A 21,566-nucleotide genomic window follows, 5' to 3' on the forward strand; every position below is an offset into this window, starting at 1 on the left:
ATTCGCACACGATAACTGTAATCACGTGGCCGTGATTTGGCGTATAACAACTTAGACGTGCTCGAATATGGCGAGACTGCGCAGTACGGTTGTTAACGCACCGTTACTTAGGATAGCAGGTTCGTAGCGCCCAGCTGCACTGCCAGCGGGACGACCAATTCGGCGCAGCACCTCCCGCTCGAACGCGACGAAATTCTCGATGCGGCCGTCAGCCGTGCGCAGCGGTCGGCAATCGATCTCCGCGCGATACTTGAAGCCATCCCCCCGGTAGTTGGTCAGGTAGCCATGGAAGCGCTCGCCAGCGACCAGAGCGCGGTGGAAGGCGTCGAGCGTCTCGCGACGCGTCTCCTTACCCTGCATGAAACGTGGGGTTTGGCCAAGAATATCACCCAAATCGCGCCCGACGAGCTGCTCGAAGGCGGGGTTGGCGTAGAGGATCGTCGGCCCTGGCGGGTCGACCACCTTGTCGGTGACGACGATACCGATGGCAGCGTTGTGCGCCAGAGCGCGGATGAGTTCAAAGGCTGTCATCGTGAGATGGAGCTATGGCGGTATCGGGGGTTCAGTAGCTTCGCGCAATGCATGACCGATCAGCGGGTTGCACGCGACCAACGGGCTATCGACCTTGTTCGGCCTACCGAACGCCCGCAGACCCTCACCGCATAGCTCGGCCCGTCCTACCACCCGCGAGAATTCTTACGGGATCGCTTCGGCCAGGGTCGCCCGCTGCCTGTCGGCAGCCCTTCTTCGGTCCAGCATCCACAATCTGCCCTTGTGGATCTCCCGTATCCGTGGGGTGAGTCCTTTTGCACCCTATGCTGCCCAGCAGCGCCGGGGCTGCGGAACGTCCTCCCCGCCGAAGCCATTGCAGCCACTCTCGCGAGATGATGCGGACCACGTTCGGGTCGGACTTCCGGCCCAGGTGGCGGCGCTCCTGGATGGTCAGCAGCCCGTCGCCCTCGGCCAGCCGGATCGCTCCTTGAGCCAGCCGGCGGCACACGCCCGCCCGCGCCGCGATGGCGTCGATGCACAGCCCGCACGCGCCGTTGCGGGCCATCTCGTCCCCAACGATCCGCAGGACCGCGAGCTGCCCGGTGGTGAACCGGCTGGCGAGTGCGGGCGGCATCGGTCCGGAGCAGGCCAGCCGTCGGCGGCGCTCGATCGCCATGGATCGCTCAGGAGCCCGCTGAAGGCGCTTGGGCGGAAACAGCGTCACGCCGGCCGAGCGGGATACCAACGGGCGCCACAGCCTCGCGGATCGCGCTCCTGCGGGTGTGCAGGGTCTCAGCCAAGCCCTGCGCCTCGGCATCGGTGACGGTCTCGGCGGCGTGGGCCTGCCAAATGGTGCGCGACAAGTCGTCGAGCTGCGCGAGAGTCCGCGCGTCCTCGATCGCCGACCGCGTGGTGGCGTGAAACATCGAACCCGGTCCTTTTCGGACCGCGGCTGTGATCAAGGCACGACTTCATCGCTCCGGGAATTGGCGTTCCCGTTGACTCCCGAGGGGAGCTGTGGCTGATGGGGATTTGACGACTGGCCCCACCAGGGCACTTCGATTTCGCGGGCTCTCTGTTTGGCGACAGGGGGCCCGTAGTCGTTTCAGGGTCTCAGATCCGCGGTGGCTGTGCTCCTGATGGTGGCCGCGACTCGCTAGGGCGGGTGCAGCCGGAACGGTCCATGTCGGCCGGCGGTGGTGCCTAAGTCAACGCTGGAGGATCTTGCGCCGCCTCGTGCCCGGTAAGGCGATGGAGGTGAGTGTGTCAGGCGTGGCGCTAAGTACCATCCCGACACCGACCCCTTTCTGTCTTGCCATTCGGGCACTGCCGACTGGTGGCCGTCTTAGGTCCTGATGCATGATAGGGGTCGTTGGGGAGACGCCAATGGACCAGTCTGATTTCCGCATCGGCGCGGAGTTCATCTGCTCCGGTATCCGGTACCGCTGCACCGACATCGGCTCGCGCACCGTTCTCGCCATCCGGGTCGATGAGGCGATGATCGCGACCAAGGAGGCCGGAGAGCCGGTCACGACACGCACGATCTCCGGCCAGGAAGCTCAGGCGATTGGCTGGTTCGACGGACCGCCCTACAGCGTGATCGAACACGTGTTCGACGAGAACGATCAGAAGGTCTGTGAGCCGCTGTGACGTTGCATTCGATGGCCTGACACAACGCTCGCAGCGGTGTTTCGCTTATCTGCCGACCACAAGGGTTCGAGATGACAGAATGTGTAGGGATACGGTTTGCGGTGAAGGAGCACGCAGGTAGAGAACCCTGGATCGCACTCGAAGGCGCAGATGCCGTCACTGCACTGGCGCGCACAGTACTTGGTTTAAAGCTGACCCCTGGTACCACCATTGAGGAAGCCGAGCGGATCGCCAAGGAACTCCAGAAGCAGATCAGCGGGCTAACCTTCGCTCGACGCTGAGAGTCGGCCTCTCATCTCGAAAGACGATACGGCCGTAACGGTCCATGTCGGCTGGGCAGCACGGTTAAATCAACGTTGAGGGGCCATGGCCGAACTCGATAAAGTCAGGCGCGAGATCGCCACCACGAAAGCGCGGGTCCACCGCGGTTGGATCGAGCTTGAGCTCCCCGATCTGACGGTTGAGATGCAAGCCGCAAAAGTTGCGGTAATAGAGGCCGATACCCGTCTCATCGCGGTTCTGCTCGCCCGCCTTGACGAACTGAGTCGCTCCTCTGCTGAGGTTTGTGGCGCGACTGCTACTCGCCGGAACGGGCCGGGACGGTCCATGTCGGCCGGGCGGCACGGTTAAATTAACGTCAGGGGAACATCAGCGCGACCATGCCGGCCGGACCTTCGACTGTCGCCGACCTGCGCAGGGCCGGCATTATCAAGAGCCAGGAGGTCGTCGCGGCAATCGACCTCTACCTGCGGGATCCAGCGGCCGGCCCCTACCGCTTCGCCAGCGGGCACGGCATCGACATCGCAGCGCTCGTGAATGCTTCGCCAGCCTTCGCGATGGTCGGACAGTCCGGACACCGCGAGACCACGTTCAGGACGGTGCTGGCGGCGGCTATCATGGCGGCGCGACCGACCCCGCCATGATCCGCTGGTCTTCGTGGGCGCGGACGAGGTTTGCCGATCATCAGGCCGATATGCGCGCGCCGCCGGCAACTCGTCGACTTGCGTCGTGTAGCGCGGTCCGCGCACCTCGAATTTTATGCTCTTAACAGCCGCGGGCCTCACAATGCATGTTATTATTGCTTCTATGCGCCGCCTACTAACCGCGGGTGTTTTTAGAATAATTTAACCGGCAAGATGGGCCTTGTAAGCCCGATTGGCACGAGTGATTACTGACTAGAAGATTGTATTAAGCCGTATCACGTATGCGTGAAACTGCTTCGACTGCCCACCAACAATCAGGCCGGACGGGGGGTCTGTATGCGCGATTGTGTGGTGGCCCCACTGCGGTCTTTCGCACGAGCCGAAGCTGGAAACGTCGTCTTCATCTTCGGTCTCAGCCTGCCCCTGCTCCTCGGCGCCGGCGGTCTTGTTATCGACTACGGCAATGCGGTGCGCATTCGGGCGGTTGAGTCCAGCGTCGCTGATGCGACCGCGCTGCTCGTCGCCAATGCTGACACTGTGGCGGCCGCAACCGAGGGGCTGCGCCTCGCGAGCGCCCAGCTGACCTCCCGGATCGGTTCGGGCTCTACGACCAACGGCTTCCAGATCAACGGTTCATGGATCGACGGCGCGAACTATCGGGTGACGATCTCGACGACGCTGCGGACGAGCCTCCTGCACCTACTACCTGGTATGCCGCGACAGATCACGGTCGGCACCGCCACCACGGTCAATCGGGTCGCACCCGTTTACCAGACAAGTCCACCGACGTTCAGCCAACTCTCGCCTGAGGCCGCGGACTACAATCGTATCTACATGTACTGCTACTCGTCGGATCCCAAGCGGCAGAGCGAGGCCGATAAGGGGCGCCGCGGGATCGTTGCCATCGCCGACAACGGCACCCCGCCGACCGACTATTCGAAGAACGCCCCGCCTACCTGTGGTGCCAACGAAGCACCCAGCTACATGCTGCACAACGTCCGTAACGCTCGCAGCAACAAGTCTCTTTGGGATAACACTAATCAGGAGACCTACGAGTATTACACCGATACGGCAATCGATACCGGTTTGCGCGTGCAATCAACGAGCATGAAAGGCTATCGCGTATACAGTGGCCCAACTTACTCATCGATCAGCATGGTCTCAAACCCTGTCCTCGAGACGATCGTCTGCGATAATTTGAGTCAGTGTAAAAACAAATCTGACGGCGGCATTCTACCCAACAGCCATACGACACATAACCCGGTGACCGCGACCGCGAGCTGCAGCGAAGGCAAGTACATGTACTACGGCTGGGAAGATCGACCGCCGAACGCCGGGAGCGATATGGATTACGATGATATTCGTGTGATCGTGTCGTGTCCGGTGATCGTGAAGGTCGCAGACAAGAAGCTCAGGATTGTCGAGTGACCCGTCGGCGGAACCTGCCAAATCAATTGCCTGTCGCGAGATCATCGGATGTCCCGCCCTTCAAAGTGTCGTAATCGGACGGCTCGTCGATGCGTTGAAGTCAGCAGTCTTCTAGCGCGAGCAGAGGACGGCGCTACGGCAGTCGAGTTTGCGCTGATCTCACTGCCGTTCCTGAGTCTGCTCGCCGTGATCCTACAGACCAGTCTGATGGTCTGGGCGTCACGGAACCTCGACGACGCGCTCCAGCGCGCCGGCCGAACGATCTACACGGGACAGTTCCAGAAGGCGAACACCGGCCAGACCGACGCCAGCACGCTGCTGGCCAATATGAAGACGGCCATCTGCGGCGCATCAACGTCGCGTGTCCCCACCGTGTTCGACTGCAGCACGCTGAAGCTCAACGTGGTTTTAAGCACCTCGTTTGCTAACGGTACCGTGCCGACGCCGCTAGACATGAAGACTGGGGATTGGACCAAGGGCTTCGGTACGAACTACGCCTGCGCCCAGCCGGGGGCAATTGTGGTCTTCACCGCGGCGGCCAAGTACCGCGTTGCATTCAGCTTCCTCTACGCGGGCCTGCCAGGCTTCGGTGATGGTGCGCGATTGCTCCAATCCACGGCCGTGTTCCGGACTGAGCCCTACGACACCTCGTCGGGGCAGAGCTGCTGATATGTGGAGGGCAGTGATGCATGCGATCACTTGGAGCGATCAGGTCGCGTTACGCTTCCGCGATGATGCGCGCGGCGTTTCGGCGATCGAGTTCGCGCTGATCCTGCCGGTGATGCTGGCTCTGCTGTTCGGCGTAACGGAGTTCGGGCGTGCGATCGATCACTATCGTAGGGTCACACTTCTGGCGCGCGCGGTGGCGGATCTCACGTCCCAGGGGGACGGCCAGACCACGATGGCGGCGGCGGCGATGAGCGACATCCTGGCTTCGGCCAAACTCGTGCTCACGCCTTATCCAAGCAACGGAGCGGCGATCGTCATCACGGCGCTCGGCGTCACCGCCGACGGTGACGGTCAAACACCACGCGTGTGTTCGAGCTACGCGACGGGCAATGGCACCGCGCGAGCGGTCGGAACGGCGACAGGCCTGAAAGTGCCGGAGGGCTTTCAGCTCGCTGGGATGCGGTATTTTTTAGCAGAGGTCACTGTTCCCTACCCGGCGATGTTCGGCAGCAACCTGATGCGGTTCGTGGGTGGAGCGAACAATCAGCTGACGTTCAAGGCGAGCGTGCCTTGGCCGATGCGTGGCGGTCAGACCTACAAGTCCACCTACAACGAGGTAGTTCTGCCGAACGGCAAGGCATGCACCTGACCCATTGCCACAAGCACAATGCCGTACCGGAGCGGACTGACATGTGCCCGGCGCGGCGGCGCTTGAGGTATTGCCCGACGAGTCCGGCGAGCTAATACGCAACGCAACTCAACGGGTAGGGTGGCGCTGGGCAGCTTAGCGTACCGTGGCCAGCCCGCCCGGTTCGCCGGCGCGGGCTGATCCAGATCCGAGCATCGGGGGTATAAGATCGAACCTCCGCGAGGCGTACTAGGCACCCTTTAAAGAAAAGCCCGCCGCGGTGGACCGGGCGGGCGAGGTAAGGGAGGCGCCCCGAATGGCTTCCGGACGTCGAAGGCATTCCTCACGGCGGATGGTTAATGAAATGCTAGCGGGCCGCGGTGCACAAGCTGGATATAGCCTTCAAGCTAGGGAGAGCCGTGCGGGTTAGGTTCAATCTCTCTGCGGCCGTCCATCCAGTTATGGCGATCCGTCACACCGTCATAGCATCATAGGTTAGTTCCAGTTGCGCTCAGATGAGCTGTGTGCAGCGCGATGGGAGGCTCTTTCGCCCCCAACCGGCAGCGCGGCGCGATGGCACCTTCAGGATACCCGCTCGACACGATGATCCGTAGGTTGGGCAGCGCCGCACGCCTCTCGAAGACGGAGGAGCACGCGCTGAGAAAGTTGCCGGTGGCGAGCCGAACGTTCGAAGCCCAGCAGGACATCATCTACGGAGGCGCCACGTCCCTACACTCTTGCGTCGTCCTCGACGGCTGGACCTGCTGCTATCAGCTTCTTACCGAGGGTAAGCGTCAGATCCTGTCGATCCACGTGCCTGGCGATATGCCCGACCTGCAAGGCCTCCACCTTCCCCAGCCAGACTTCGGCATGGCTGCGATCACGCGCGCCGTCGTCGCCTTCGTGCCGCATACCGCGCTTCGCCAACTGTCAGACGGCTCGCCCACCATCGCAGCTGCGCTATGGCGGGAGACCTTGATTACTGCTGCGATCCACCGTGCTTGGATCACCAGTCTAGGTCGACGCGACGCACGGCAGAGGTTCGCGCATCTGATCTGCGAACTGTACCTACGCCTCGAAGCCGCCGGGTTGGCGAGCGATCATACTATGTGGATGCCGCTTCGACAGCCTGATCTCGCCGATGCATTGGGCCTAACCTCGGTCCACGTGAACCGAACGATGAGGTCCCTAAGGTTGGACGGCTTGATCGACTTACGGTCTCGCCAGCTGGTCATCCAAGACTGGGACGGCTTGCGAGCCCTGGCCGCTTTCAGCCCTCAGTATCTGCGCCTGCCCAATAAGGTCGTTCCCGGCAGCTCATGACGCGGGCGCGGACACGCAGAGGCTACGCGATCAGCCATCGCAGCAAACCTCCAGAACCTCTCTCACGCTCGCGCGGTTAGCTCAGCACCGACTTTGGAGGCGCTGATGGCTCGCTACTTCTTCGACGTGACCAACGGCAGTGTTGTCAGCGACGATGAGGGCATCGAGTTCGATGATGCCCACTCCGCCTCGCAGGAAGCGCTTCGGTCGCTCCCCGACATGGTGAAGGATCAGCCGCTCGGGAGTGTCGGTGAGAAGGTCAGTGTCACGATGCGGGACGACCACGGTATCCCGGTCTACCGAGCTACCCTCACGATCGAGGACGAGTGGCTGGCAGGTCAGCCGTAGGCCTTTGTTTCTTGGGTAGTATCGGCTCTGCCAGATGCGCGGGGCGTTTGAGCCGTGCATGAGCTTTGCTACGACCGAGGGGTCGGGTCTCCTCTCGACCGCCACGCTCGCCCTGCGATGCTTCCCCCCAAGGTCTATCGAAAGGGCGGGCGTGGATGCTCACATTGGTTTTGGCTTACGCATCATCGCCCGCACCTGCCCCACCTCAGGCAACTCCGGCGTCCCGAGTAGATTGTTTATTGCCTCGTGAGCTTCCATCCAACGCCGTGCGGTCAACAGCAGAGCAGGGCCGGCGGCATCGAGGCCGTAGCGCTCGACGCGGGCATGCGCTGTGCCGAGACGCCGGTTGAGCCGGCGCACCCGTAGCAGCAAGACCACGAACCGGGCTGTGTCGGGCCAGGACAGGCGCCCAGCGGCCACAGCGTGCCGGGAGTGGTTCGGGAGCAGGGTCGGCATCAGCGGCGCCGCGCCAAAGCAAGAAGGGCGTCACCAGCCGCTGCGGACAGTTCCAAAGCAGCGATGCCCGCGAGCGAGACCACGTTACCCCTGCCGCCCCATCGCAGCGGTTCGATGTGGACTGCGGACGGATCGGCAGTCAGGTTGGCCGCGGCTGCTGGCGGCGTCTTGATCGTAATCTCGGGTATCGCAATCTCGGGCGCCTCGGCCTCGCCATCCCGACCATTCACGTCCGGCAGAACGCGCGGCGGCAGGTAGGTCAGCTTGGCGCGTAGATCCGCGAGCGTGCGGGATGGGACCGCATCAATCGCGTCCGCGGCCCGATCGATCACGGCATAGTGCCGATCCATATTGGCATCGCTGTCGTCGCGTTCGTGGTGAGACGCTGTGAAGGCGTCTCGATGCGCCACGATCGCGGCACGCAACGCGGGCGACACGGCAGCGGTCAGCGCCTTGGCCGCCGCAGCGGTGTTGATCTGCTCGTGCGCCCGGTCGATCGGATGCACATGCGCCAAGGGGTCGGCCTCGCCTACGGTGACGGGCTGAGCTTGGTCGGGCGCGATGTCGACTGCGACCGCTGAGTTAACTGCGCGCTGCGGCACCAGCACGCCGACGACGGTGCCGACAATTCGCTCGCGAAGATGCTCCTTGGTGTAGGGGCCATCGCTGGAGTGCAGCAAGCCGGGTCTACCGGAAGCCAGCCGCCGCTCAAGCATGGCTCGGTTACTCGGCCGGTTCACCGGGTCAACGAACCAGCCTTCCTCGTCCCAGCCGCCGACCGGGCGTCGGTTCGTCTGCAACACGTCGCGGGTGCCGCCGCCCCATTGCAAGATGCACAGCGCCCCATTGGTCGGCTCGCGCTGCATGCCATCATAGACCACGGTCTCGCCTGGCCGGACGAGCGGGTAAGCGGTGGTATCCTCGACATAGTGCTCGCCCATGCCCTCGGGGCACTCGGCCATCTCTGGCAGGGCCGCAGGCGCTCGGTGGTGCTGCGCCATGATCTCGGTGGGCGTGAACACGCCGCGCACCTTGTGGATCGTCGCCACGCGATCGGCGCGCATGTGCCCGATCTGCCCCGAGTCTGGCAGGCACACTTCAATCAGCGGCATGACCTCGGAGCCGGGGGCGAACGGACCCGAAAACTCGGGCTGGAAGTTGCGGGTCAGGTCGAAGATGGCCGGGCCGGGTGCTTCCTTCATGTAGAACACGGCGAGCCCTGCCTTTGCCGGCATGATCGGCTCCACGATGATGTGAGCACCGGGCGGGGCGTGCAGGCCCAGGCCGTTCTCATCAACCACGAGGCCGTAGGCGTCAGGGTGCGGGCCCGGCGACACAGCGACCGTGCCGAGCGGCGCTACGGTCTCCTGCGGTGGTGGCAGCGCGGGCTCGGTAGCCGGTGCGGGTTCGGCTTTTGCCTTGGCCTTCTTCGGCTTGAGCAGCTTGCCGGGGCCGTTCCTGACGGTCTCTAAGCGCTCCTCAAGGTGGGCGTTGAGACGTGTCGGCTTCTGATCGCGGGCCTTGTTGGACATCGGGTGGCGTCCTGATGCGAGAGGCGCGGGCGTCCGGCCCGCTCGGTTGCGGGTCAGGTCAGAGCAGGGAGGCGAGGCCGGTCAGCACCATGCCGCCGCCGATGATGGCGATGGCGGCCAGCAGTTCGCCCGCGGCGTCGAGGAAGCGGAGGGACCGGCTGTGCGCAGTGTCCGGCCGGATCGGCGTCAGGGCCTGCCAGGGCTCGATTTCGCCCGGCACGGGTTCGTTCGGCAGGTTCAGGTAGCGGCCATCAGCCGAGAGGCGGCGGCGGCCGGTGCGGGGGCTATCGCTGCGGGCCGGGACAGGCTGGCTGAAATTCGGGATGCGGGCATAGGTCATCGTTCGCGCTCCGGTTGGGGCTCGTGGCGGTGGTCGGTGGTGAGAAGGAAGCGAACGCGAGGCGTTCGGCTGGTCAGGCGGCGGGTGGCGCCATGCCTGAATTCAGGGCCCAGGCGGGATGATCGCCGTCGGGGCCGTAGAGGTCGGGGAACAGCACCCACAGGCGCTGCTCGATGCAGGTAAGCAGGTCGCTGCCCACGTCCATGGCGTCGCTACGCAGGGCTTCGTCGTGGAAGCGATCCGCGTCCCCGTGCATGTCACCGGAGACGTACTCGGCCAGCACCAAGCCGATGACGGCCGCGCCGATCTCGGCCTGTGTGGCGGGCGACAGCAGGTGCCACGCCTCGGCGGGCGTGAACGGCAGTGGCATGCGAGCCCAGAGCGCAGCGTGGTCCGGCAGGCGCGCGGTATCGTCGCCGCGGTAGGTATCAGGGTTTCCTTGATACCCCTGGGCGATCGCGGGGACGGACGTGGCGGCGAGGATGCCGGCGGTCAGCGCGGTTCGGAGGAAGCCGCGGCGCCCAGCGTCGGCCTGCTGCGGCTGGCACTGCTGCGGAACCATCGCGGGAGCGGCCCACACAACAGCGAAGCGCTTGGACACGAAGAGCCGAACGTCGCGGAGGCGGTTTGCGGGGACGGGGCGGGTGCCATTCGCCAGCATCACGTTGCCGTTCGGGAAGGCCAGGAAGGTGTAGACCTTGCCGGTGCGCTCGACCTGGACAGAGCCGGTGGTGTTCGAGCCGTTGCGGGCGGAATGGGTGATCTCGAAAGCGGCCATGGGTGCAGATCCTCAACGACCGGAAGGGGCTTTGACGAAGGCGCGGGTCACGGGGTGACGCCAGCGGCGGGTGCGCTCGCACCAGAGCGGGGCGGCATTATTCCCGGCCGGAATAATGGCCGGGGCGAGCGCGGCACGGCGCAGCGTGGGCAGCTCGGGGAACCCGTTCTCCTCGATGTAGGAGGCGAGGAACGCGGTCCCGGTGCAGAGGCCGGCGATTGAGAAGGCGGCGAGAGCGGCGAGCATCACGCCACCTCGCCGAAGTAGCGGCGCACGGCCGGGAGGTCGCGAACCAACATGATGCTGCTGGCGCCGAGAAAGACAGGCGTGAGCCAGGACAGGAACACGAGCTGGTCGGGGGTGAGGTTAGCGAGCATGGGGGCGGACCTCAGTGAGCAGCAGCTCGGTGGGCAGCTTTGGCGACCTGCCACGCGGCCTTGAGGGCGGAGGACATCGCCTCGCGGCGGGAGACGCCGCAGCGCTCCATGATGCCGGGGGCAGCGCGGCAGGCGGCGGCCATGATGGCGGCGCGGTCGTACTGGCCAGAGACGACGAGGGCGCGCTTGCTGGCGCCGAACTGGATGAAGGCGCGGGCCGACAGCAGACCGGCGGGGATTGCGGGACGGCTGTCGCGGCCAGCGCGGTCGATGCGGGTCCAAGAGACGGTGCGGTGGGCCATGGCTCAACCCCTAACCTAGGGAACAGCCATAGCTTTAGCAGGTACCTGGGGCCTGTCAATAGACCTATGGCTCAGCCATTGAGTTTTGGGCAGGTGCCCCGTATTATTCGGCTCGGAGATTGTGCCCGATGCCGCAGCAACCGACCCGCCTCACGCCCCGGCTATGCCGTGCTGCGCGCGCCATGCTGGGATGGCGGCAAGCGGACCTGTTCGAGGCCTCGAAGGTGCCGGCGCCGACGATCGAGGCGTTCGAGGCGAAGCCTGAAAGCGCGCGCATGATGGGCGCCAACATGCGGGCTCTGATCGCTGCGTTCGAGGCCGCCGGCCTTGAATTTATCCCCGAGAACGGCGGCGGGGCAGGGATCCGGTTCCGGGAGCGGAAAGCACCGTGACATGGCTGCTCGCAGGACGACACTAAGCGCATGGGATCGCTACAAGCTTCGTCTCTTGGTGGATCATGCTCGCTTTTACGCGGCAGACACCAGCCTTCGTAGCCTAGCGCGCCGGGGCCTCGTCGAGCCGACGGGGCATACCGACGAAGCTAATCGGATGGAGTGGAAGCTCAGCGCAGCGGGCTGCGAAGCGCTTTCGACAATTGAACTCCCACTCAGCGCGAACGACGCCTTTGATGTCAAAGCCCGCGAACGCAAGGCGTAGCGATGGCGACGCATCCTTTGGCGCATGCGTAGTGACAACGGGCAATCGGACTGGGGTCTGCCGCTCCGCCGTGGTGCGCCTATAAAAAGGGCCGGTTTTTATTCGGAAATGGGGCCACCCCCAGGGAGTGCCGTTCGTTTTCGCGACCGTTAAAAGGTTCTTTTTTCGGGGAGCTGGGCAGACCGATCGGGGGACCATGACGACGGGGGCAATGCGACCACCGTCCGGTCGAGGCGAGGATGGGCAGTGGGGCGCTTAAGCCGTACCACTGAGCGCCTGAAGACGAAGGGGTACCTGAAATGAGCCATCCCGAAACCGACGATCTATTTCGCGCCAGGCTTCTCCGTGTCTTTGGCGAAGAGCTTCGCCCCTTCATCAGGATAGCAACCGGTGCAGAACTCGACGCCATGGGTCGCAAGTACGATCGGTTCAGGACGGGCGTTCCACGGAAGATCATGGGGGGGGCGACGCAGAACATCCCGCGCTGAAGCCATCCACCGCCTCGTGGAAAAGATGCTGAAGGATGATTTACTAAGCTTCTAGGACGAGATGCCGCCGGCAGTTGTGAGACGGGCCATGGCTGGCAGCCCTAGGTAGAGATCTCATAGAAGCGGATCTCAACCATGTGGTATCTCTACGGCTTCGTGCTACTCGCTGGCGTCGCCAACGCCGTCCAGGCCGGGCAGAACGGGGCACTGTCCAAAGGGCTGGATGAGTCACTAACCGCAGGTTTGATTGTCGTTGCCGGCACCGCAACGTGCATTCTTGTGGTCGGCCTGCTCTCAGGCAAACTCGCTTGGCCGACAGCGGCTCAAGCTATGGCAATGCCCTGGTGGGCGTGGCTCGGCGGGATCCTCGGCGGATGCATCATCCTGGCCCAGTTCGTTGTGGCCCGTCAGATCGGAGCCGCCCCATTTCTCGGCCTGCTCGTGACCGCAGGCGTCGTCACATCAATCGTGCTCGATAATTATGGTTGGGTTGGCTTCGAGCGTCATCCTGCCAGCATCTGGCGGATCCTTGGTGGGTTCCTCATGGTGGCCGGCGTCGCACTCGTCGCGCTCTTCTAGGATACGCTGGTTCAAAACCCACCGGCGTCATCTTCATCGAGAGGAACGATGAGGGGCGGGTGGACAGGCTGAGCCATTCACGTTCGCTCAACCGCCATCGGCCATCCTGCCGGAAAGCTGGTGAGATCGACGACCTCCCCCGCCAGCCCGTGATCAGATCGGGCGGCGGGGCAGTAGCGGATCTCAGGCAATCGCCTGCGGATGCGGCGAGGGCGTACCGGAGTACGTTCTGGGCATCAGCGAGCAACCGGTATGCGACTTCCGGTGTGACATGGTCCGACGGACGGTGGGCGAGCCGTAGGCGCCAAGGATCATCACCTGACCGTGGCAGGCCGGGCAGCGCTTCGTCGCCATGACATGACGTGTTGCGGCCTCGTCTAGGCTCACGGCGCACCAGACGTCTCCAATCTTCACTTCGCAGGTCGGCGGCTTGAGCTTCGGCATGCCTGCGAGGTGCCATACCGGTGAGACCGACGCCAGCGTGCCAGGAGCGCTAGCGGATGAGCACGAACGGCGGCGCAAGAACTGCGTAGATCGACGCCGTCCGCCGTTCCTGAGATGCGCCTCATGCCTCGCTTCTTCATCGACCTGCATGATGGGACTGAGGTCGCTCATGATAAAAACGGGTACGAATTGCCTGACCTGGATGCAGCGCGTGCGCAGGCGGTGAGGATCATGATCCGGATCGCGCAAGGCCTAAGCGATAGCCCCGGTCGACAGGACTACGTCGCAGCCGTCCGCGATGCCGAAGGTGCCGTGCGGTGGCGCTTCAGGATGTATTTCGAAGCTGACCTAATCGAATAAATGCGACCGTCGCCTTCGCGTAGCCTCTGCCTGCTGCACGATGAGGCCCGGGATGTCTCGGCCTGGAAGTTTGCTAAGATAGCACACGCCAATGATCTACTGGCAGCTCATGCCGATCAAGCTGATGCGGGACTGCTTACTCTGAACGAAGGATGCGGCGCAGTTTCAAGCTCCGCTATCAGATGCAACCTGAAGCGCCGATAGGGGATCATTCATGTCTCCAGCCAAACGCGACGCTAATCGCCCGAGCCGACGCTGGTCCAAGCCTGAGCAGCCGCCAACGTCTCGCTGCGGAGGCGGGTACTGGGTCGTACGTTGGATCGGCGCCGCCAAGCGTAGAGCCGCGAAATTGGCCGAGACGCCGGCAATCGCAGCGCCGAGCGCCGACATCATAAACCTGAATTGGGCCGACACCTTCGGTCGACCAGCGCAAAACAGGTCTCTTGGGTTTCTGCAGCCGGCTGGAACGATCGTGCGCCTGATCCCGCTCTTACGCTGACCTACGTGCGCCGGGCACGCCGAGGCCGATGGCTTTGGCGAGGGCAGAGCGCTGGGCCGCGTAGCTTGGGGCGACCATCGGGTAGTCAGCCAGCAGGCCGTAGCGCTCGCGGTAGCTCTGCGGGCTGAGACCGTTGGCGGTCAGGTGGCGCTTGAGCGTCTTGTAGGTCTTGCCGTCGATGAAGCTCGTGATGCCGTCGTCGCGAACCGACTTGCGGATCTGTGCGGGTGTGGGCCTCTCCGCCTCGGCGGCCCGTTCGGAGACGGTACCAGAGGCCAACCGCAATATCGCGCTGTGCACGCTCTGGATCAGCTTCGGAAGCTCAGCGACCGGGACGGGATTGTTTGACACATAAGCAGAGACAATTTCACCGGCCAGTTCGGTGAAATTCGCCACGCCATCTAAGGTTTCAACAGTCACTTCGCTTGCTCTTAACGGTTTTGGGACTACCGAAATGTGGGCCAAGCGAAGCGAATGCAACGCATAATTTCTAAATTCGCTTACATTACCGCCATGTCGATCAGTAATGCCTGCTGCAATGTAAGAAATATTTCTTAGTTGTTGTATGAATGGTTGCATCGTGCGTGCACCTCAATGGGAGCACTCAGGCGGAGGCTATGATCATCCGGTGGCGCGCCTCGATCATGCGCTCCTCGTCCTCGGCCAGCGGCATCTCAACGACGACCTGCTCAACGATCATGCGCGTAACCGCCTCATCCAAGCCGAGGCCGCGGGCGAACCCATCGAGGCGCGCCATCGCGCGGTGGACGGCTGCTCTAAAGAGCGGGGGAGACGACTCGCTCATCCTTGCACCGGGAAGCCCATGATGACCGCTGTCATTACCATGGTCCGGCGCAAGCCGGGCTTCGTCACCTCGTCAGCCAGGAGCTTCTTGGCCTGCGGGTGCATCTCGATCGCCTTGGCCACGTTGATCTGGTGACCGGATTTGAACACGAACGGCTCAGCACTCTCGTCCTCTAGGTAGGCAGCAGTGGCTGCTTGGATCTCGTCATCCGTTACCTCGGATTTGCGGCGCAGGTCGCCGACGCTGGGGATCTCTTTGGCCATGGGCGGGAGGTAACGCACACCGTTCTGAGCGTCGAGGTGGGGGCGTGCTGGCAAGAAGGTCGCGCCATGGCCCTAATCTGTCGATGGTACGCGATAATGAGACGCCGATTTACGTCAAAATTTGGCACAATGCGCCGCGACCCGCTCGGCCAGTCGAACAGCCGTGAGGGGAGGCTCAGGATGATCGTACCGCAACGCCGCTAGGGGCATTTCCGGATGCAGAGCCTCGGTCAGATCCTGCACCAAGCCAAGGCCACCGTGTGCCGTGATCGCGCGCATGCCCTCGGCCCCATCGCTGTTACCGCCACTGAGCACGATCCCGATGACGCGCTTGCCGTAGGTTTCGGCGGCTGAAACGAACAAGGGGTCGGCGGCCGGACGTGCGAAGTGCACCTTGATCCCTTGGTCCAAAATGACTCCACCGAAGCGCAGCCGCATGTGATGATCGGGCGGCGCGACGTAGACCCGACCGGGCTCAATTGCCTCGCCGTGCTGTGCAAAAGCTGCCGGAAGACTGCCGTTCCAACCGAGGATGTCGGGGAGGATGCTTCGGTTCGCTCCGATGTGCTGGACGACGAACACTGAAGCACGACAGGCAGGCGGCAGCGCGGTGATGATCTGCAGGAGTGGGTCGAGGCCACCCGCTGAGGCGGCGATGACGATGATAGCGCTCATTCTACTGCGTCAATTACCGCAGCAAGCGCTAGTTCACTTTAGGTCGCCGACGCTGAAAATCTCTTTGACTATGCCCGATGGGTAGCGCGCTCAGACCGAGCCGTCGAGGAGAGGCTCGGTTGGGCCATAATGCCCATCCCAAATTAGCGTCTCGTCCTGGGGATGCACATATTACCTTCACCCCTCCGCGCAATCCCGTGCTCTGGGCTACGAAGTCGAGACCGAGATGGCACGCGAACTTACGACCGGCAAAGCGCAGAGCGTCACGCCTGAGGACTTCAATGAACGCGTGAAGCGCCTGCTCGCCGATAAGCCAGATCCGCGCAAAGCCGAGCCGCGGGGGAAGAACTACAGGGGCAACACGCCGTTCTCGAAGGCTTGAGGCCCGGCATCTAAAGGCGTTCGCAACTGCTGGGCAGCCAGACCATTGTGGCTGACCCAGATCAGCAGGGCTTCTGACCCGCTCCCCACTCGCCGACTAGAGACAGCGTCGCCTTGTAGAGCACCGTGCCGACCTCGTCGCGAACGCTGGCACAGAAGATCCGTCCATCGCCGTCCGGCATCGCGTCCCGAGCCATGTCCGGCAGCGCAGATTGCGCGGCATCCCGAGCCGCTTCGACGCAAGGCAGGTCATGACCTTCGTCGTCCTCCACGAACGTATCGCCGTCCGAGGTGTCGATGAAATAGCGCGGCATGGCCTGACCTGTGAGCTTTACATACTCGGCCAACCTGATCAGCGCCATGTTGTTCGCTCGGAACAAGCTGACCCGCACCGATGTCGGCTCGCGTGCTTTAGGGCTTGGCCGAGCGGCTATATCATCACAGCTCGCCCGGCCTTGCGCACACCCCGACCGCCCCGCGGCTGGTGGTGAAGAGATAGGCCGACAGAGCTGTGAAGCCACGTTGTCACGTGGTCACGCTGTAACGCGTCCGGGTTGCCCGGCTTGCCCTGTCCCTCCACATCTCGGCGATGCCTTTACTGCGCGCGAACATCAGCGCCGTATTACTGGTTGCCTGCCCAACCCCGGTGGCGGCTCGGGGACCTTCCTGCGACGCAAACTGCGTGACCTGGGCGCTCCCGCTGATAGCTACCGCAGGGGCGGCCTGTCTGCTTCTGGCGGGGTTGTACTACCTCGCCGTGGCATTCGTGCCTCGCCTGAGATCATGGGCCGACGCAAGACGGGGCCGGGCGAAGAACGCGGCGACCGGCGCCCTTCTCGCGCTGGCTGGGATCGCAGGCCTTGCAATCATCGTCAGCGTGTACGTTCGCCTCTGACGCTACCACGTTACAACGTGGTCACGCGATCCCGTTGCCAGTTCCTGCGTGGTGGTCTAAGGTCCGATAAGAAGGCATTATCGGACACCAGAACTCAGCATGTCATCGCCGCCGCCTCGCCTCGCATTTTCCCATGCCGGGCAGGACTTCATCGTCAAAGCGCGGCCAGTAGCGGACGGCATCGAGGTTCGTGGCTTTTAGCATGCTCGTTCACGAGGGCAGACACGGTTCGCGGTCGTCGTGCCGTTCGAGGCCATACAGAATGCCCAGCGGCCTGACTGGGCTGACCCTATACAATCCCCACTGAACCTGGTGCGAAACCAGATCGTCTCGGCGATCGACGAGGGCGAACCGCTAGCCGAGGAGACGCAGTCTTGAGCGCAGAAGTCGCCCTCCCCTCGCCGACCGGCCTTCAGGCGTTCGCCGATCAGGCGCGCCACTACGCTGACCGATCTCGGGCCTCTAACACCCGCCGGGCCTACGCCTCGGATGTACGCGCGTTCGCCAACTGGTGCGCCGGGCGGGGTGAGGCGTCGTTGCCCGCGAGTCCGGCCGCCGTACTGGCCTACCTCATTGACCACGCTGCCACGTTGAAAGTTGCCACGTTACAACGTCGTCTTGCCGCGATCCGCGAGCAGCATGCCGCAGTGGGGCTTCATCTCGACACGTCGTCGGCAGCGTTCCGCGACACGTGGAGGGGGATCAAGCGGGCGCACGGTCAGCCCGCGGCGAAGAAGAAGCCCCTGATGACTGTGGACCTCCGACGCGCGATTGCTACCCTGCCCGATACCCTCGCCGGCAAGCGCGATCGGGCGCTGATCCTCGTGGGCTTCGCCGCGGCGCTCCGGCGCTCCGAGTTGGCGGGGCTGGAGGTGACCCGCAGGGATGGCGGAGCGTGGGTCGAGGAGCGGCCTGACGGCCTGGTGGTCCACCTTGCCCGCAGCAAGACTGATCAATCGGGGGAGGGCGCCGAGATAGGCGTGCCCTATGGCTCGAACATGGAGACGTGTCCGGTGCGGAGTTATCGCGCGTGGATCAAGGCGGCTCGCTTGAAGGAGGGGCCGGCGTTCCGGCCGATAGACAGGCACGGGCGGATCGACACCGAGGCGGTGACAGACCGCGCAGTTGCTCGGATCGTGCAGCGCACGGTCGAGGCGGCCGCGCTGGCAGAAGGGCACGCGCCGGAGGAAGCACGGCGGCTTGCGGCGGCCTATGCCGGCCACTCCCTCCGCTCCGGGCTTGCCACGTCGGCAGCGGCCAACGACGCACCGGGCCACGCGATCCAGCGCCAGCTCCGGCATAAGCGGTTCGACACGACGAGCGGCTACATCCGGTCCGGGCAGCTCTTCAAGCAGAACCCGGCCGGGATGGCGGGGCTGTGATGCGCGTCCTGGTACTCACAACACAAAAGGGTGGCAGCGGCAAAAGCACCCTCGCCGCCTCGCTCGCCGTGGCGGCTATGCAGGATGGGGAGACGGTCGCGGCGCTTGACACGGATCCGCAGGCGTCGCTCGCCGGCTGGGGTAAGCGGCGTGAGGCTAACAGTCTCGACGTGCAGCGGGTTGAACCTTCAGCTTTCGCCGGCACGCTCGGCCGGATCCGCGGCGCCGGAGCGGTCTCGCTCGCGATCGTGGATACGCCCGGCCGGTTCGGGCCCGACGTGGCGCTCGTTCTGCGCGAGGCCAACCTGTGCCTTCTGCCGGTCAAGCCGTCGATCCTCGATGTCGAGGCGGCGCGACCGACGGTCGAGCAGCTTCGCCTCCTTGGCAAGCCGTTCGCCTTCGTACTGAACCAGTGCAACGCCACGACCCAAGCGCGGACGCTCGACGCCGCGACGGCGCTGGTGAGCACTGGTGCGCTGGCGCCCTCGATGGTGGCGACGCGTTCGGATTTCCTCGACTCAATGACAACGGGACAGGGCGTCACCGAACTGGCGCCCAAAGGCAAGGCGGCCATCGAGGTCCGGCTGCTCTGGCAATGGATCAAGGCGCAGCTCGGAGGCGCGAAGGCATGAGCAAGAAACCCCGCCCGTCCATCAACGACCAGCTCGCCCGGATCGCCGCCTCGGCGCCTGCAACCGAGCCGCCACGTGATGCCGCTGCCACGTTGATACGTGACAACGTGACCACGTTACAACATGAAGACGTGACAACGGCTCCACGCGAAAACGTGGCGAGCGGGCAGCCGGCGGATGAGCCGGTCGGGCCGGAAGGTTACAAGCGCCGGGTTCGATATGAGAAGCCGCACGCATCGATCTACGCGCACCCCAAGGTGTTCAAGGCGCTGCGGGAGATAGCGGCTGCGACCGACTGCAAGCCGCATGATCTCTATGTCGAGGGCCTACGGCTCGTGCTGCGCCAGCATGGGCGGGACTTCGATGCTCTGAACCGCGGGGAATAGCCACGTGGTCACGTTGTCATGTGACTCTGGTCTGGGAGCCTGACCAATGCGCAGCGATCAGATCCGCATCGCCGGCATCATCGCAGAAAACGTCGTCTCGACGCTGGAGCGATTGGACGGCGACGTCCTTGCGGTGCTGGCCCGAGATGCGGCGATCACCGGTCTGATGCGCGAGCTGGTGGCAGTGATGCCAACGCGCTTCGACGGGGTGCTGGCCGCCGCCTGCAATCGCTATCTTGCCACCCTGCCGGATCAAGGTTGGGCCGGGCCGCGGGTCGAGACCGTCAGCATGGTCGACGGGTCCGTGACGATGCGAACGGGGTAGAGATGCGGGCCGGATCCCGTGATGACGTGGTTCGGCCCTGTGCCGTTCGGCGTTCAGCCGGAGCGACGGGCGCTATGTACCGCCTAGCCGTGAAGCCGTCTTGGCGGCGAGTGCTGAGCAACCAGGGGGCGAGTGCCTTCAAGGCGCACAGCGGGAGCGGGGTCTTGTAGGCCTGCACGATTAAAAATAATCGGGAATATGCGGGCGCCGCTACTGCGCCGCCTTCTCTCGCTGCTGCGCCTGCCAGTCCGCGATGAACGTCTCGATCGCGCTACCGAGTTTCTTGTCGGCCGGCATCGGCGACTCGCGCAGACTGGAGACCATGGCGCCGAAGGACGGCCACTCGGACGCCATGTCGTTCAGGCCGGCCACGATCTGCCGGTCGAGGTCGGCGTCGGACAGACGCGCCAACCCACTGAACCGCGGGCTGGCCTCAAGCCGGGCGATCTTCGCCTCGATCTCCTTAATCCTCATGCGCCCTGTCCCTCCAGTGCCGCGAGGCGCCGGTGCAGGTCGGCAGCGGTGATGGCCTCAATATGGGCAGACACCGCCTTGCCGACGTCGGCCGCCTCGGACGGGGTGATCTCCCCCGACGACACGGCACGCAGCAAAGCCTCCGTCGCTTTCGGCAGGTCCTCGGCCGTGTCGATCACCGGCAGGTCGAACGTGATGGAGCGATCCCGGCGCGGCGACAGCAGGCGGTCTAGGCACAGCTTCATCGCCGGCCCGTCGCCCTCCAGCGCCATCTCGATCGCACGGCGGGACAGGGCTTCCGCCTCGCCCTCGAAGATCGCCTCCAGGGCCAGCGTGGAGCGGTTGCGAGAGCCACGGGGGCGCCCGGCGGGGTTGCCGGACTGGCCTTCTACAAACGGCTTTCCTTCACCCGGCATAGTCCGATCTCGAAGATGGGCTTGGCTGCAAACAATAGCGAAAAAACAGCCAGTTCTGATGTTATATAGCACCGGCTATGAGTTTTCACGACTGATCTTTCGGCGCAGCCAGCATCAGGTCTCGGGTGCCCTCGGCAGGAGCGCAATACGGCTCAGCCAGCGCAACCGCCGAGCCTGCGCTAGGCGTCGACCCTAGTTCGTCGTCGACACACGCGAACGGCCAGGATCATGGCGGCTCCCCTTAACGCAGACAGCCTACCGTCGACTCTGGCTATCGGCTTGCAGCCGTGGATCAGCGCTGTTGAGACGGCGACAGCCGGCATGGGCGAACATGTGTCGGCGGTAGCTGCGAACGCATCTTCTGGCATCCGCCGGCGGATCGTACCGACACCTCTGCTGGACCACGCCCTCGTGCAAGCCCGGCGGGCAACCGACGCTTTGGCAGTCGCGCTGGACGAACAGGGAGCGGACGCCACACGCCTAGGCGCCGATGCCCTGGCAGCGATCGGGGAATTGATCGTGTGGCTGCAAGAAGCGAAAGCCAACGCGGTCACAGAAGAACTCGGGCTCGGCTGGTAGACATCTGATCGGAACACGCGCTCGTCTAGTCCGGTACGGCCGGGTAACCTAGCGGTCGCTATGATGAGTGCCGGACGGCG

Annotated in this window: 36 protein-coding genes; 19 read left to right on the forward strand and 17 right to left on the reverse strand. The window is 64.0% G+C overall.

The window, feature by feature from the left end:
• Window positions 1-51: 51 nt before the first annotated feature.
• From OXS49_RS23145 to OXS49_RS23155, 3 genes are all read right to left on the reverse strand, one after another.
• Complete coding sequence (locus tag OXS49_RS23145) at window positions 52-531, reverse strand: PAS domain-containing protein (protein ID WP_267426973.1); 480 nt, start codon at window positions 529-531, stop codon at window positions 52-54.
• A gap of 124 nt (window positions 532-655) precedes the next feature.
• Entirely contained in the window at window positions 656-1,168 is a 513-nt protein-coding gene (locus OXS49_RS23150) for a hypothetical protein (protein WP_267426974.1), read from the reverse strand.
• 7 nt (window positions 1,169-1,175) lie between these two features.
• Window positions 1,176-1,418, reverse strand: coding sequence for a hypothetical protein (locus tag OXS49_RS23155; RefSeq protein ID WP_267426975.1), 243 nt, complete (start codon window positions 1,416-1,418; stop codon window positions 1,176-1,178).
• Between the two features lie 460 nt (window positions 1,419-1,878).
• On the opposite strand from OXS49_RS23155, the gene OXS49_RS23160 reads away from it, so the two are divergent.
• From OXS49_RS23160 to OXS49_RS23200, 9 genes are all read left to right on the forward strand, one after another.
• On the forward strand, window positions 1,879-2,142 hold the full coding sequence (locus OXS49_RS23160; RefSeq protein ID WP_267426976.1) for a hypothetical protein: 264 nt from the start codon (window positions 1,879-1,881) through the stop codon (window positions 2,140-2,142).
• Window positions 2,143-2,243: 101 nt separating this feature from the next.
• A complete protein-coding gene (locus tag OXS49_RS23165) occupies window positions 2,244-2,423 on the forward strand; it encodes a hypothetical protein (RefSeq protein ID WP_267426977.1) in 180 nt (59 codons plus the stop codon).
• 85 nt (window positions 2,424-2,508) lie between these two features.
• Window positions 2,509-2,772: a hypothetical protein gene (locus OXS49_RS23170; RefSeq protein ID WP_267426979.1), complete on the forward strand. Its 264-nt coding sequence runs from the start codon at window positions 2,509-2,511 to the stop codon at window positions 2,770-2,772.
• A 29-nt stretch (window positions 2,773-2,801) separates the two neighbouring features.
• On the forward strand, window positions 2,802-3,065 hold the full coding sequence (locus OXS49_RS23175; RefSeq protein WP_267426981.1) for a hypothetical protein: 264 nt from the start codon (window positions 2,802-2,804) through the stop codon (window positions 3,063-3,065).
• Between the two features lie 336 nt (window positions 3,066-3,401).
• A complete protein-coding gene (locus OXS49_RS23180) occupies window positions 3,402-4,493 on the forward strand; it encodes a pilus assembly protein TadG-related protein (RefSeq protein WP_267426982.1) in 1,092 nt (363 codons plus the stop codon).
• Window positions 4,494-4,541: 48 nt separating this feature from the next.
• Window positions 4,542-5,162 (forward strand): TadE/TadG family type IV pilus assembly protein, encoded by a 621-nt coding sequence (locus OXS49_RS23185; RefSeq protein WP_267426983.1) that lies wholly within the window; start codon window positions 4,542-4,544, stop codon window positions 5,160-5,162.
• 16 nt (window positions 5,163-5,178) lie between these two features.
• Window positions 5,179-5,811: a TadE/TadG family type IV pilus assembly protein gene (locus tag OXS49_RS23190; protein ID WP_267426984.1), complete on the forward strand. Its 633-nt coding sequence runs from the start codon at window positions 5,179-5,181 to the stop codon at window positions 5,809-5,811.
• 594 nt (window positions 5,812-6,405) lie between these two features.
• On the forward strand, window positions 6,406-7,113 hold the full coding sequence (locus OXS49_RS23195; protein WP_267426986.1) for a Crp/Fnr family transcriptional regulator: 708 nt from the start codon (window positions 6,406-6,408) through the stop codon (window positions 7,111-7,113).
• Window positions 7,114-7,218: 105 nt separating this feature from the next.
• Window positions 7,219-7,461: a hypothetical protein gene (locus OXS49_RS23200; protein WP_267426989.1), complete on the forward strand. Its 243-nt coding sequence runs from the start codon at window positions 7,219-7,221 to the stop codon at window positions 7,459-7,461.
• Window positions 7,462-7,620: 159 nt separating this feature from the next.
• Here OXS49_RS23200 and OXS49_RS23205 read toward each other — a convergent pair whose 3' ends face one another.
• The 7 genes from OXS49_RS23205 to OXS49_RS23235 all read right to left on the reverse strand — a co-directional run bounded on the left by OXS49_RS23205 (window position 7,621) and on the right by OXS49_RS23235 (window position 11,246).
• The gene (locus tag OXS49_RS23205; RefSeq protein WP_267426991.1) at window positions 7,621-7,917 is read right to left on the reverse strand and encodes a hypothetical protein; all 297 of its coding nucleotides are present in this window, start codon (window positions 7,915-7,917) and stop codon (window positions 7,621-7,623) included.
• Window positions 7,917-9,449, reverse strand: coding sequence for a hypothetical protein (locus tag OXS49_RS23210; protein WP_267426993.1), 1,533 nt, complete (start codon window positions 9,447-9,449; stop codon window positions 7,917-7,919). The genes OXS49_RS23205 and OXS49_RS23210 overlap by 1 nt, the downstream gene beginning before the upstream one ends.
• Before the next feature lie 58 nt (window positions 9,450-9,507).
• Window positions 9,508-9,789: a hypothetical protein gene (locus OXS49_RS23215; RefSeq protein WP_267426995.1), complete on the reverse strand. Its 282-nt coding sequence runs from the start codon at window positions 9,787-9,789 to the stop codon at window positions 9,508-9,510.
• A 73-nt stretch (window positions 9,790-9,862) separates the two neighbouring features.
• Complete coding sequence (locus OXS49_RS23220; protein WP_267426996.1) at window positions 9,863-10,567, reverse strand: hypothetical protein; 705 nt, start codon at window positions 10,565-10,567, stop codon at window positions 9,863-9,865.
• Between the two features lie 12 nt (window positions 10,568-10,579).
• Window positions 10,580-10,813, reverse strand: a complete 234-nt coding sequence (locus tag OXS49_RS23225; protein WP_267426997.1) for a hypothetical protein — start codon at window positions 10,811-10,813, stop codon at window positions 10,580-10,582.
• Window positions 10,813-10,944: a hypothetical protein gene (locus OXS49_RS23230; RefSeq protein WP_267426998.1), complete on the reverse strand. Its 132-nt coding sequence runs from the start codon at window positions 10,942-10,944 to the stop codon at window positions 10,813-10,815. The genes OXS49_RS23225 and OXS49_RS23230 overlap by 1 nt, the downstream gene beginning before the upstream one ends.
• Window positions 10,945-10,955: 11 nt before the next feature.
• The gene (locus tag OXS49_RS23235; protein ID WP_267427000.1) at window positions 10,956-11,246 is read right to left on the reverse strand and encodes a hypothetical protein; all 291 of its coding nucleotides are present in this window, start codon (window positions 11,244-11,246) and stop codon (window positions 10,956-10,958) included.
• A 128-nt stretch (window positions 11,247-11,374) separates the two neighbouring features.
• On the opposite strand from OXS49_RS23235, the gene OXS49_RS23240 reads away from it, so the two are divergent.
• The 4 genes from OXS49_RS23240 (at window position 11,375) to OXS49_RS23255 (ending at window position 13,774) form a co-directional block, all read left to right on the forward strand.
• The gene (locus OXS49_RS23240) at window positions 11,375-11,638 is read left to right on the forward strand and encodes an XRE family transcriptional regulator (RefSeq protein WP_267427002.1); all 264 of its coding nucleotides are present in this window, start codon (window positions 11,375-11,377) and stop codon (window positions 11,636-11,638) included.
• 564 nt (window positions 11,639-12,202) lie between these two features.
• Window positions 12,203-12,391 carry a hypothetical protein gene (locus OXS49_RS23245; RefSeq protein ID WP_267427003.1) on the forward strand — a complete coding sequence of 63 codons (189 nt, stop codon included), beginning with the start codon at window positions 12,203-12,205 and terminating at the stop codon, window positions 12,389-12,391.
• Between the two features lie 135 nt (window positions 12,392-12,526).
• Complete coding sequence (locus OXS49_RS23250; RefSeq protein ID WP_267427004.1) at window positions 12,527-12,970, forward strand: DMT family transporter; 444 nt, start codon at window positions 12,527-12,529, stop codon at window positions 12,968-12,970.
• 567 nt (window positions 12,971-13,537) lie between these two features.
• Window positions 13,538-13,774: a hypothetical protein gene (locus OXS49_RS23255; protein ID WP_267427005.1), complete on the forward strand. Its 237-nt coding sequence runs from the start codon at window positions 13,538-13,540 to the stop codon at window positions 13,772-13,774.
• Window positions 13,775-14,264: 490 nt separating this feature from the next.
• Here the strand turns inward: OXS49_RS23255 and OXS49_RS23260 are convergent, their stop codons facing one another.
• The 4 genes from OXS49_RS23260 to OXS49_RS23275 form a co-directional block, all read right to left on the reverse strand.
• The gene (locus tag OXS49_RS23260; RefSeq protein WP_267427006.1) at window positions 14,265-14,693 is read right to left on the reverse strand and encodes a MucR family transcriptional regulator; all 429 of its coding nucleotides are present in this window, start codon (window positions 14,691-14,693) and stop codon (window positions 14,265-14,267) included.
• Window positions 14,694-14,877: 184 nt separating this feature from the next.
• Window positions 14,878-15,030, reverse strand: a complete 153-nt coding sequence (locus OXS49_RS23265; RefSeq protein WP_267427007.1) for a hypothetical protein — start codon at window positions 15,028-15,030, stop codon at window positions 14,878-14,880.
• A gap of 44 nt (window positions 15,031-15,074) precedes the next feature.
• On the reverse strand, window positions 15,075-15,341 hold the full coding sequence (locus OXS49_RS23270; RefSeq protein ID WP_267427008.1) for a hypothetical protein: 267 nt from the start codon (window positions 15,339-15,341) through the stop codon (window positions 15,075-15,077).
• A 114-nt stretch (window positions 15,342-15,455) separates the two neighbouring features.
• A complete protein-coding gene (locus tag OXS49_RS23275; RefSeq protein WP_267427009.1) occupies window positions 15,456-16,016 on the reverse strand; it encodes a chemotaxis protein CheB in 561 nt (186 codons plus the stop codon).
• A 226-nt stretch (window positions 16,017-16,242) separates the two neighbouring features.
• Here OXS49_RS23275 and OXS49_RS23280 point away from each other — a divergent pair, with 226 nt between their 5' ends.
• A complete protein-coding gene (locus OXS49_RS23280) occupies window positions 16,243-16,398 on the forward strand; it encodes a hypothetical protein (protein ID WP_267427010.1) in 156 nt (51 codons plus the stop codon).
• Window positions 16,399-16,459: 61 nt separating this feature from the next.
• Here OXS49_RS23280 and OXS49_RS23285 read toward each other — a convergent pair whose 3' ends face one another.
• Window positions 16,460-16,759, reverse strand: coding sequence for a hypothetical protein (locus OXS49_RS23285; protein WP_267427011.1), 300 nt, complete (start codon window positions 16,757-16,759; stop codon window positions 16,460-16,462).
• A 907-nt stretch (window positions 16,760-17,666) separates the two neighbouring features.
• On the opposite strand from OXS49_RS23285, the gene OXS49_RS23290 reads away from it, so the two are divergent.
• From OXS49_RS23290 to OXS49_RS23305, 4 genes are read left to right on the forward strand one after another with little or no spacing between them, the layout of a single operon-like run.
• Window positions 17,667-18,674, forward strand: a complete 1,008-nt coding sequence (locus OXS49_RS23290; RefSeq protein WP_267427012.1) for a tyrosine-type recombinase/integrase — start codon at window positions 17,667-17,669, stop codon at window positions 18,672-18,674.
• Entirely contained in the window at window positions 18,674-19,306 is a 633-nt protein-coding gene (locus OXS49_RS23295) for a ParA family protein (RefSeq protein WP_267427014.1), read from the forward strand. Before OXS49_RS23290 ends, OXS49_RS23295 begins: the two co-directional genes overlap by 1 nt.
• Window positions 19,303-19,692: a hypothetical protein gene (locus OXS49_RS23300; RefSeq protein WP_267427016.1), complete on the forward strand. Its 390-nt coding sequence runs from the start codon at window positions 19,303-19,305 to the stop codon at window positions 19,690-19,692. The genes OXS49_RS23295 and OXS49_RS23300 overlap by 4 nt, the downstream gene beginning before the upstream one ends.
• Window positions 19,693-19,738: 46 nt before the next feature.
• Window positions 19,739-20,017 (forward strand): hypothetical protein, encoded by a 279-nt coding sequence (locus OXS49_RS23305; protein WP_267427018.1) that lies wholly within the window; start codon window positions 19,739-19,741, stop codon window positions 20,015-20,017.
• Between the two features lie 210 nt (window positions 20,018-20,227).
• Here OXS49_RS23305 and OXS49_RS23310 read toward each other — a convergent pair whose 3' ends face one another.
• Together OXS49_RS23310 and OXS49_RS23315 are read right to left on the reverse strand one after the other, a co-directional pair.
• On the reverse strand, window positions 20,228-20,491 hold the full coding sequence (locus tag OXS49_RS23310; protein WP_267427020.1) for a hypothetical protein: 264 nt from the start codon (window positions 20,489-20,491) through the stop codon (window positions 20,228-20,230).
• Window positions 20,488-20,907: a DUF5681 domain-containing protein gene (locus tag OXS49_RS23315; RefSeq protein WP_267427022.1), complete on the reverse strand. Its 420-nt coding sequence runs from the start codon at window positions 20,905-20,907 to the stop codon at window positions 20,488-20,490. Before OXS49_RS23315 ends, OXS49_RS23310 begins: the two co-directional genes overlap by 4 nt.
• 228 nt (window positions 20,908-21,135) lie before the next feature.
• Between OXS49_RS23315 and OXS49_RS23320 the strand changes: the two genes are divergently transcribed.
• Entirely contained in the window at window positions 21,136-21,486 is a 351-nt protein-coding gene (locus OXS49_RS23320; RefSeq protein ID WP_267427023.1) for a hypothetical protein, read from the forward strand.
• Window positions 21,487-21,566: the final 80 nt, after the last annotated feature.

Source organism: Methylobacterium sp. GC_Met_2 (genome assembly GCF_026540795.1).
Taxonomy (GTDB): Bacteria; Pseudomonadota; Alphaproteobacteria; order Rhizobiales; family Beijerinckiaceae; genus Methylobacterium.

Excerpts from the sequence above, each read along its gene's own strand:
- OXS49_RS23155 (WP_267426975.1), bottom strand. The coding sequence starts at position 1,418 with ATGTTTCACGCCACCACGCGGTCGGCGATCGAGGACGCGCGGACTCTC.
- OXS49_RS23215 (WP_267426995.1), bottom strand. The coding sequence starts at position 9,789 with ATGACCTATGCCCGCATCCCGAATTTCAGCCAGCCTGTCCCGGCCCGC.
- OXS49_RS23200 (WP_267426989.1), top strand. The coding sequence starts at position 7,219 with ATGGCTCGCTACTTCTTCGACGTGACCAACGGCAGTGTTGTCAGCGAC.
- OXS49_RS23230 (WP_267426998.1), bottom strand. The coding sequence starts at position 10,944 with ATGCTCGCTAACCTCACCCCCGACCAGCTCGTGTTCCTGTCCTGGCTC.
- OXS49_RS23240 (WP_267427002.1), top strand. The coding sequence starts at position 11,375 with ATGCCGCAGCAACCGACCCGCCTCACGCCCCGGCTATGCCGTGCTGCG.
- OXS49_RS23235 (WP_267427000.1), bottom strand. The coding sequence starts at position 11,246 with ATGGCCCACCGCACCGTCTCTTGGACCCGCATCGACCGCGCTGGCCGC.
- OXS49_RS23245 (WP_267427003.1), top strand. The coding sequence starts at position 12,203 with ATGAGCCATCCCGAAACCGACGATCTATTTCGCGCCAGGCTTCTCCGT.
- OXS49_RS23315 (WP_267427022.1), bottom strand. The coding sequence starts at position 20,907 with ATGCCGGGTGAAGGAAAGCCGTTTGTAGAAGGCCAGTCCGGCAACCCC.
- OXS49_RS23280 (WP_267427010.1), top strand. The coding sequence starts at position 16,243 with ATGGCACGCGAACTTACGACCGGCAAAGCGCAGAGCGTCACGCCTGAG.
- OXS49_RS23190 (WP_267426984.1), top strand. The coding sequence starts at position 5,179 with ATGCATGCGATCACTTGGAGCGATCAGGTCGCGTTACGCTTCCGCGAT.
- OXS49_RS23210 (WP_267426993.1), bottom strand. The coding sequence starts at position 9,449 with ATGTCCAACAAGGCCCGCGATCAGAAGCCGACACGTCTCAACGCCCAC.
- OXS49_RS23300 (WP_267427016.1), top strand. The coding sequence starts at position 19,303 with ATGAGCAAGAAACCCCGCCCGTCCATCAACGACCAGCTCGCCCGGATC.
- OXS49_RS23220 (WP_267426996.1), bottom strand. The coding sequence starts at position 10,567 with ATGGCCGCTTTCGAGATCACCCATTCCGCCCGCAACGGCTCGAACACC.
- OXS49_RS23255 (WP_267427005.1), top strand. The coding sequence starts at position 13,538 with ATGCCTCGCTTCTTCATCGACCTGCATGATGGGACTGAGGTCGCTCAT.
- OXS49_RS23150 (WP_267426974.1), bottom strand. The coding sequence starts at position 1,168 with ATGGCGATCGAGCGCCGCCGACGGCTGGCCTGCTCCGGACCGATGCCG.
- OXS49_RS23310 (WP_267427020.1), bottom strand. The coding sequence starts at position 20,491 with ATGAGGATTAAGGAGATCGAGGCGAAGATCGCCCGGCTTGAGGCCAGC.
- OXS49_RS23185 (WP_267426983.1), top strand. The coding sequence starts at position 4,542 with ATGTCCCGCCCTTCAAAGTGTCGTAATCGGACGGCTCGTCGATGCGTT.
- OXS49_RS23225 (WP_267426997.1), bottom strand. The coding sequence starts at position 10,813 with ATGCTCGCCGCTCTCGCCGCCTTCTCAATCGCCGGCCTCTGCACCGGG.
- OXS49_RS23175 (WP_267426981.1), top strand. The coding sequence starts at position 2,802 with ATGCCGGCCGGACCTTCGACTGTCGCCGACCTGCGCAGGGCCGGCATT.
- OXS49_RS23265 (WP_267427007.1), bottom strand. The coding sequence starts at position 15,030 with ATGGCGCGCCTCGATGGGTTCGCCCGCGGCCTCGGCTTGGATGAGGCG.
- OXS49_RS23305 (WP_267427018.1), top strand. The coding sequence starts at position 19,739 with ATGCGCAGCGATCAGATCCGCATCGCCGGCATCATCGCAGAAAACGTC.
- OXS49_RS23275 (WP_267427009.1), bottom strand. The coding sequence starts at position 16,016 with ATGAGCGCTATCATCGTCATCGCCGCCTCAGCGGGTGGCCTCGACCCA.
- OXS49_RS23160 (WP_267426976.1), top strand. The coding sequence starts at position 1,879 with ATGGACCAGTCTGATTTCCGCATCGGCGCGGAGTTCATCTGCTCCGGT.
- OXS49_RS23145 (WP_267426973.1), bottom strand. The coding sequence starts at position 531 with ATGACAGCCTTTGAACTCATCCGCGCTCTGGCGCACAACGCTGCCATC.
- OXS49_RS23180 (WP_267426982.1), top strand. The coding sequence starts at position 3,402 with ATGCGCGATTGTGTGGTGGCCCCACTGCGGTCTTTCGCACGAGCCGAA.
- OXS49_RS23320 (WP_267427023.1), top strand. The coding sequence starts at position 21,136 with ATGGCGGCTCCCCTTAACGCAGACAGCCTACCGTCGACTCTGGCTATC.
- OXS49_RS23295 (WP_267427014.1), top strand. The coding sequence starts at position 18,674 with ATGCGCGTCCTGGTACTCACAACACAAAAGGGTGGCAGCGGCAAAAGC.
- OXS49_RS23205 (WP_267426991.1), bottom strand. The coding sequence starts at position 7,917 with ATGCCGACCCTGCTCCCGAACCACTCCCGGCACGCTGTGGCCGCTGGG.
- OXS49_RS23285 (WP_267427011.1), bottom strand. The coding sequence starts at position 16,759 with ATGGCGCTGATCAGGTTGGCCGAGTATGTAAAGCTCACAGGTCAGGCC.
- OXS49_RS23170 (WP_267426979.1), top strand. The coding sequence starts at position 2,509 with ATGGCCGAACTCGATAAAGTCAGGCGCGAGATCGCCACCACGAAAGCG.
- OXS49_RS23270 (WP_267427008.1), bottom strand. The coding sequence starts at position 15,341 with ATGGCCAAAGAGATCCCCAGCGTCGGCGACCTGCGCCGCAAATCCGAG.
- OXS49_RS23250 (WP_267427004.1), top strand. The coding sequence starts at position 12,527 with ATGTGGTATCTCTACGGCTTCGTGCTACTCGCTGGCGTCGCCAACGCC.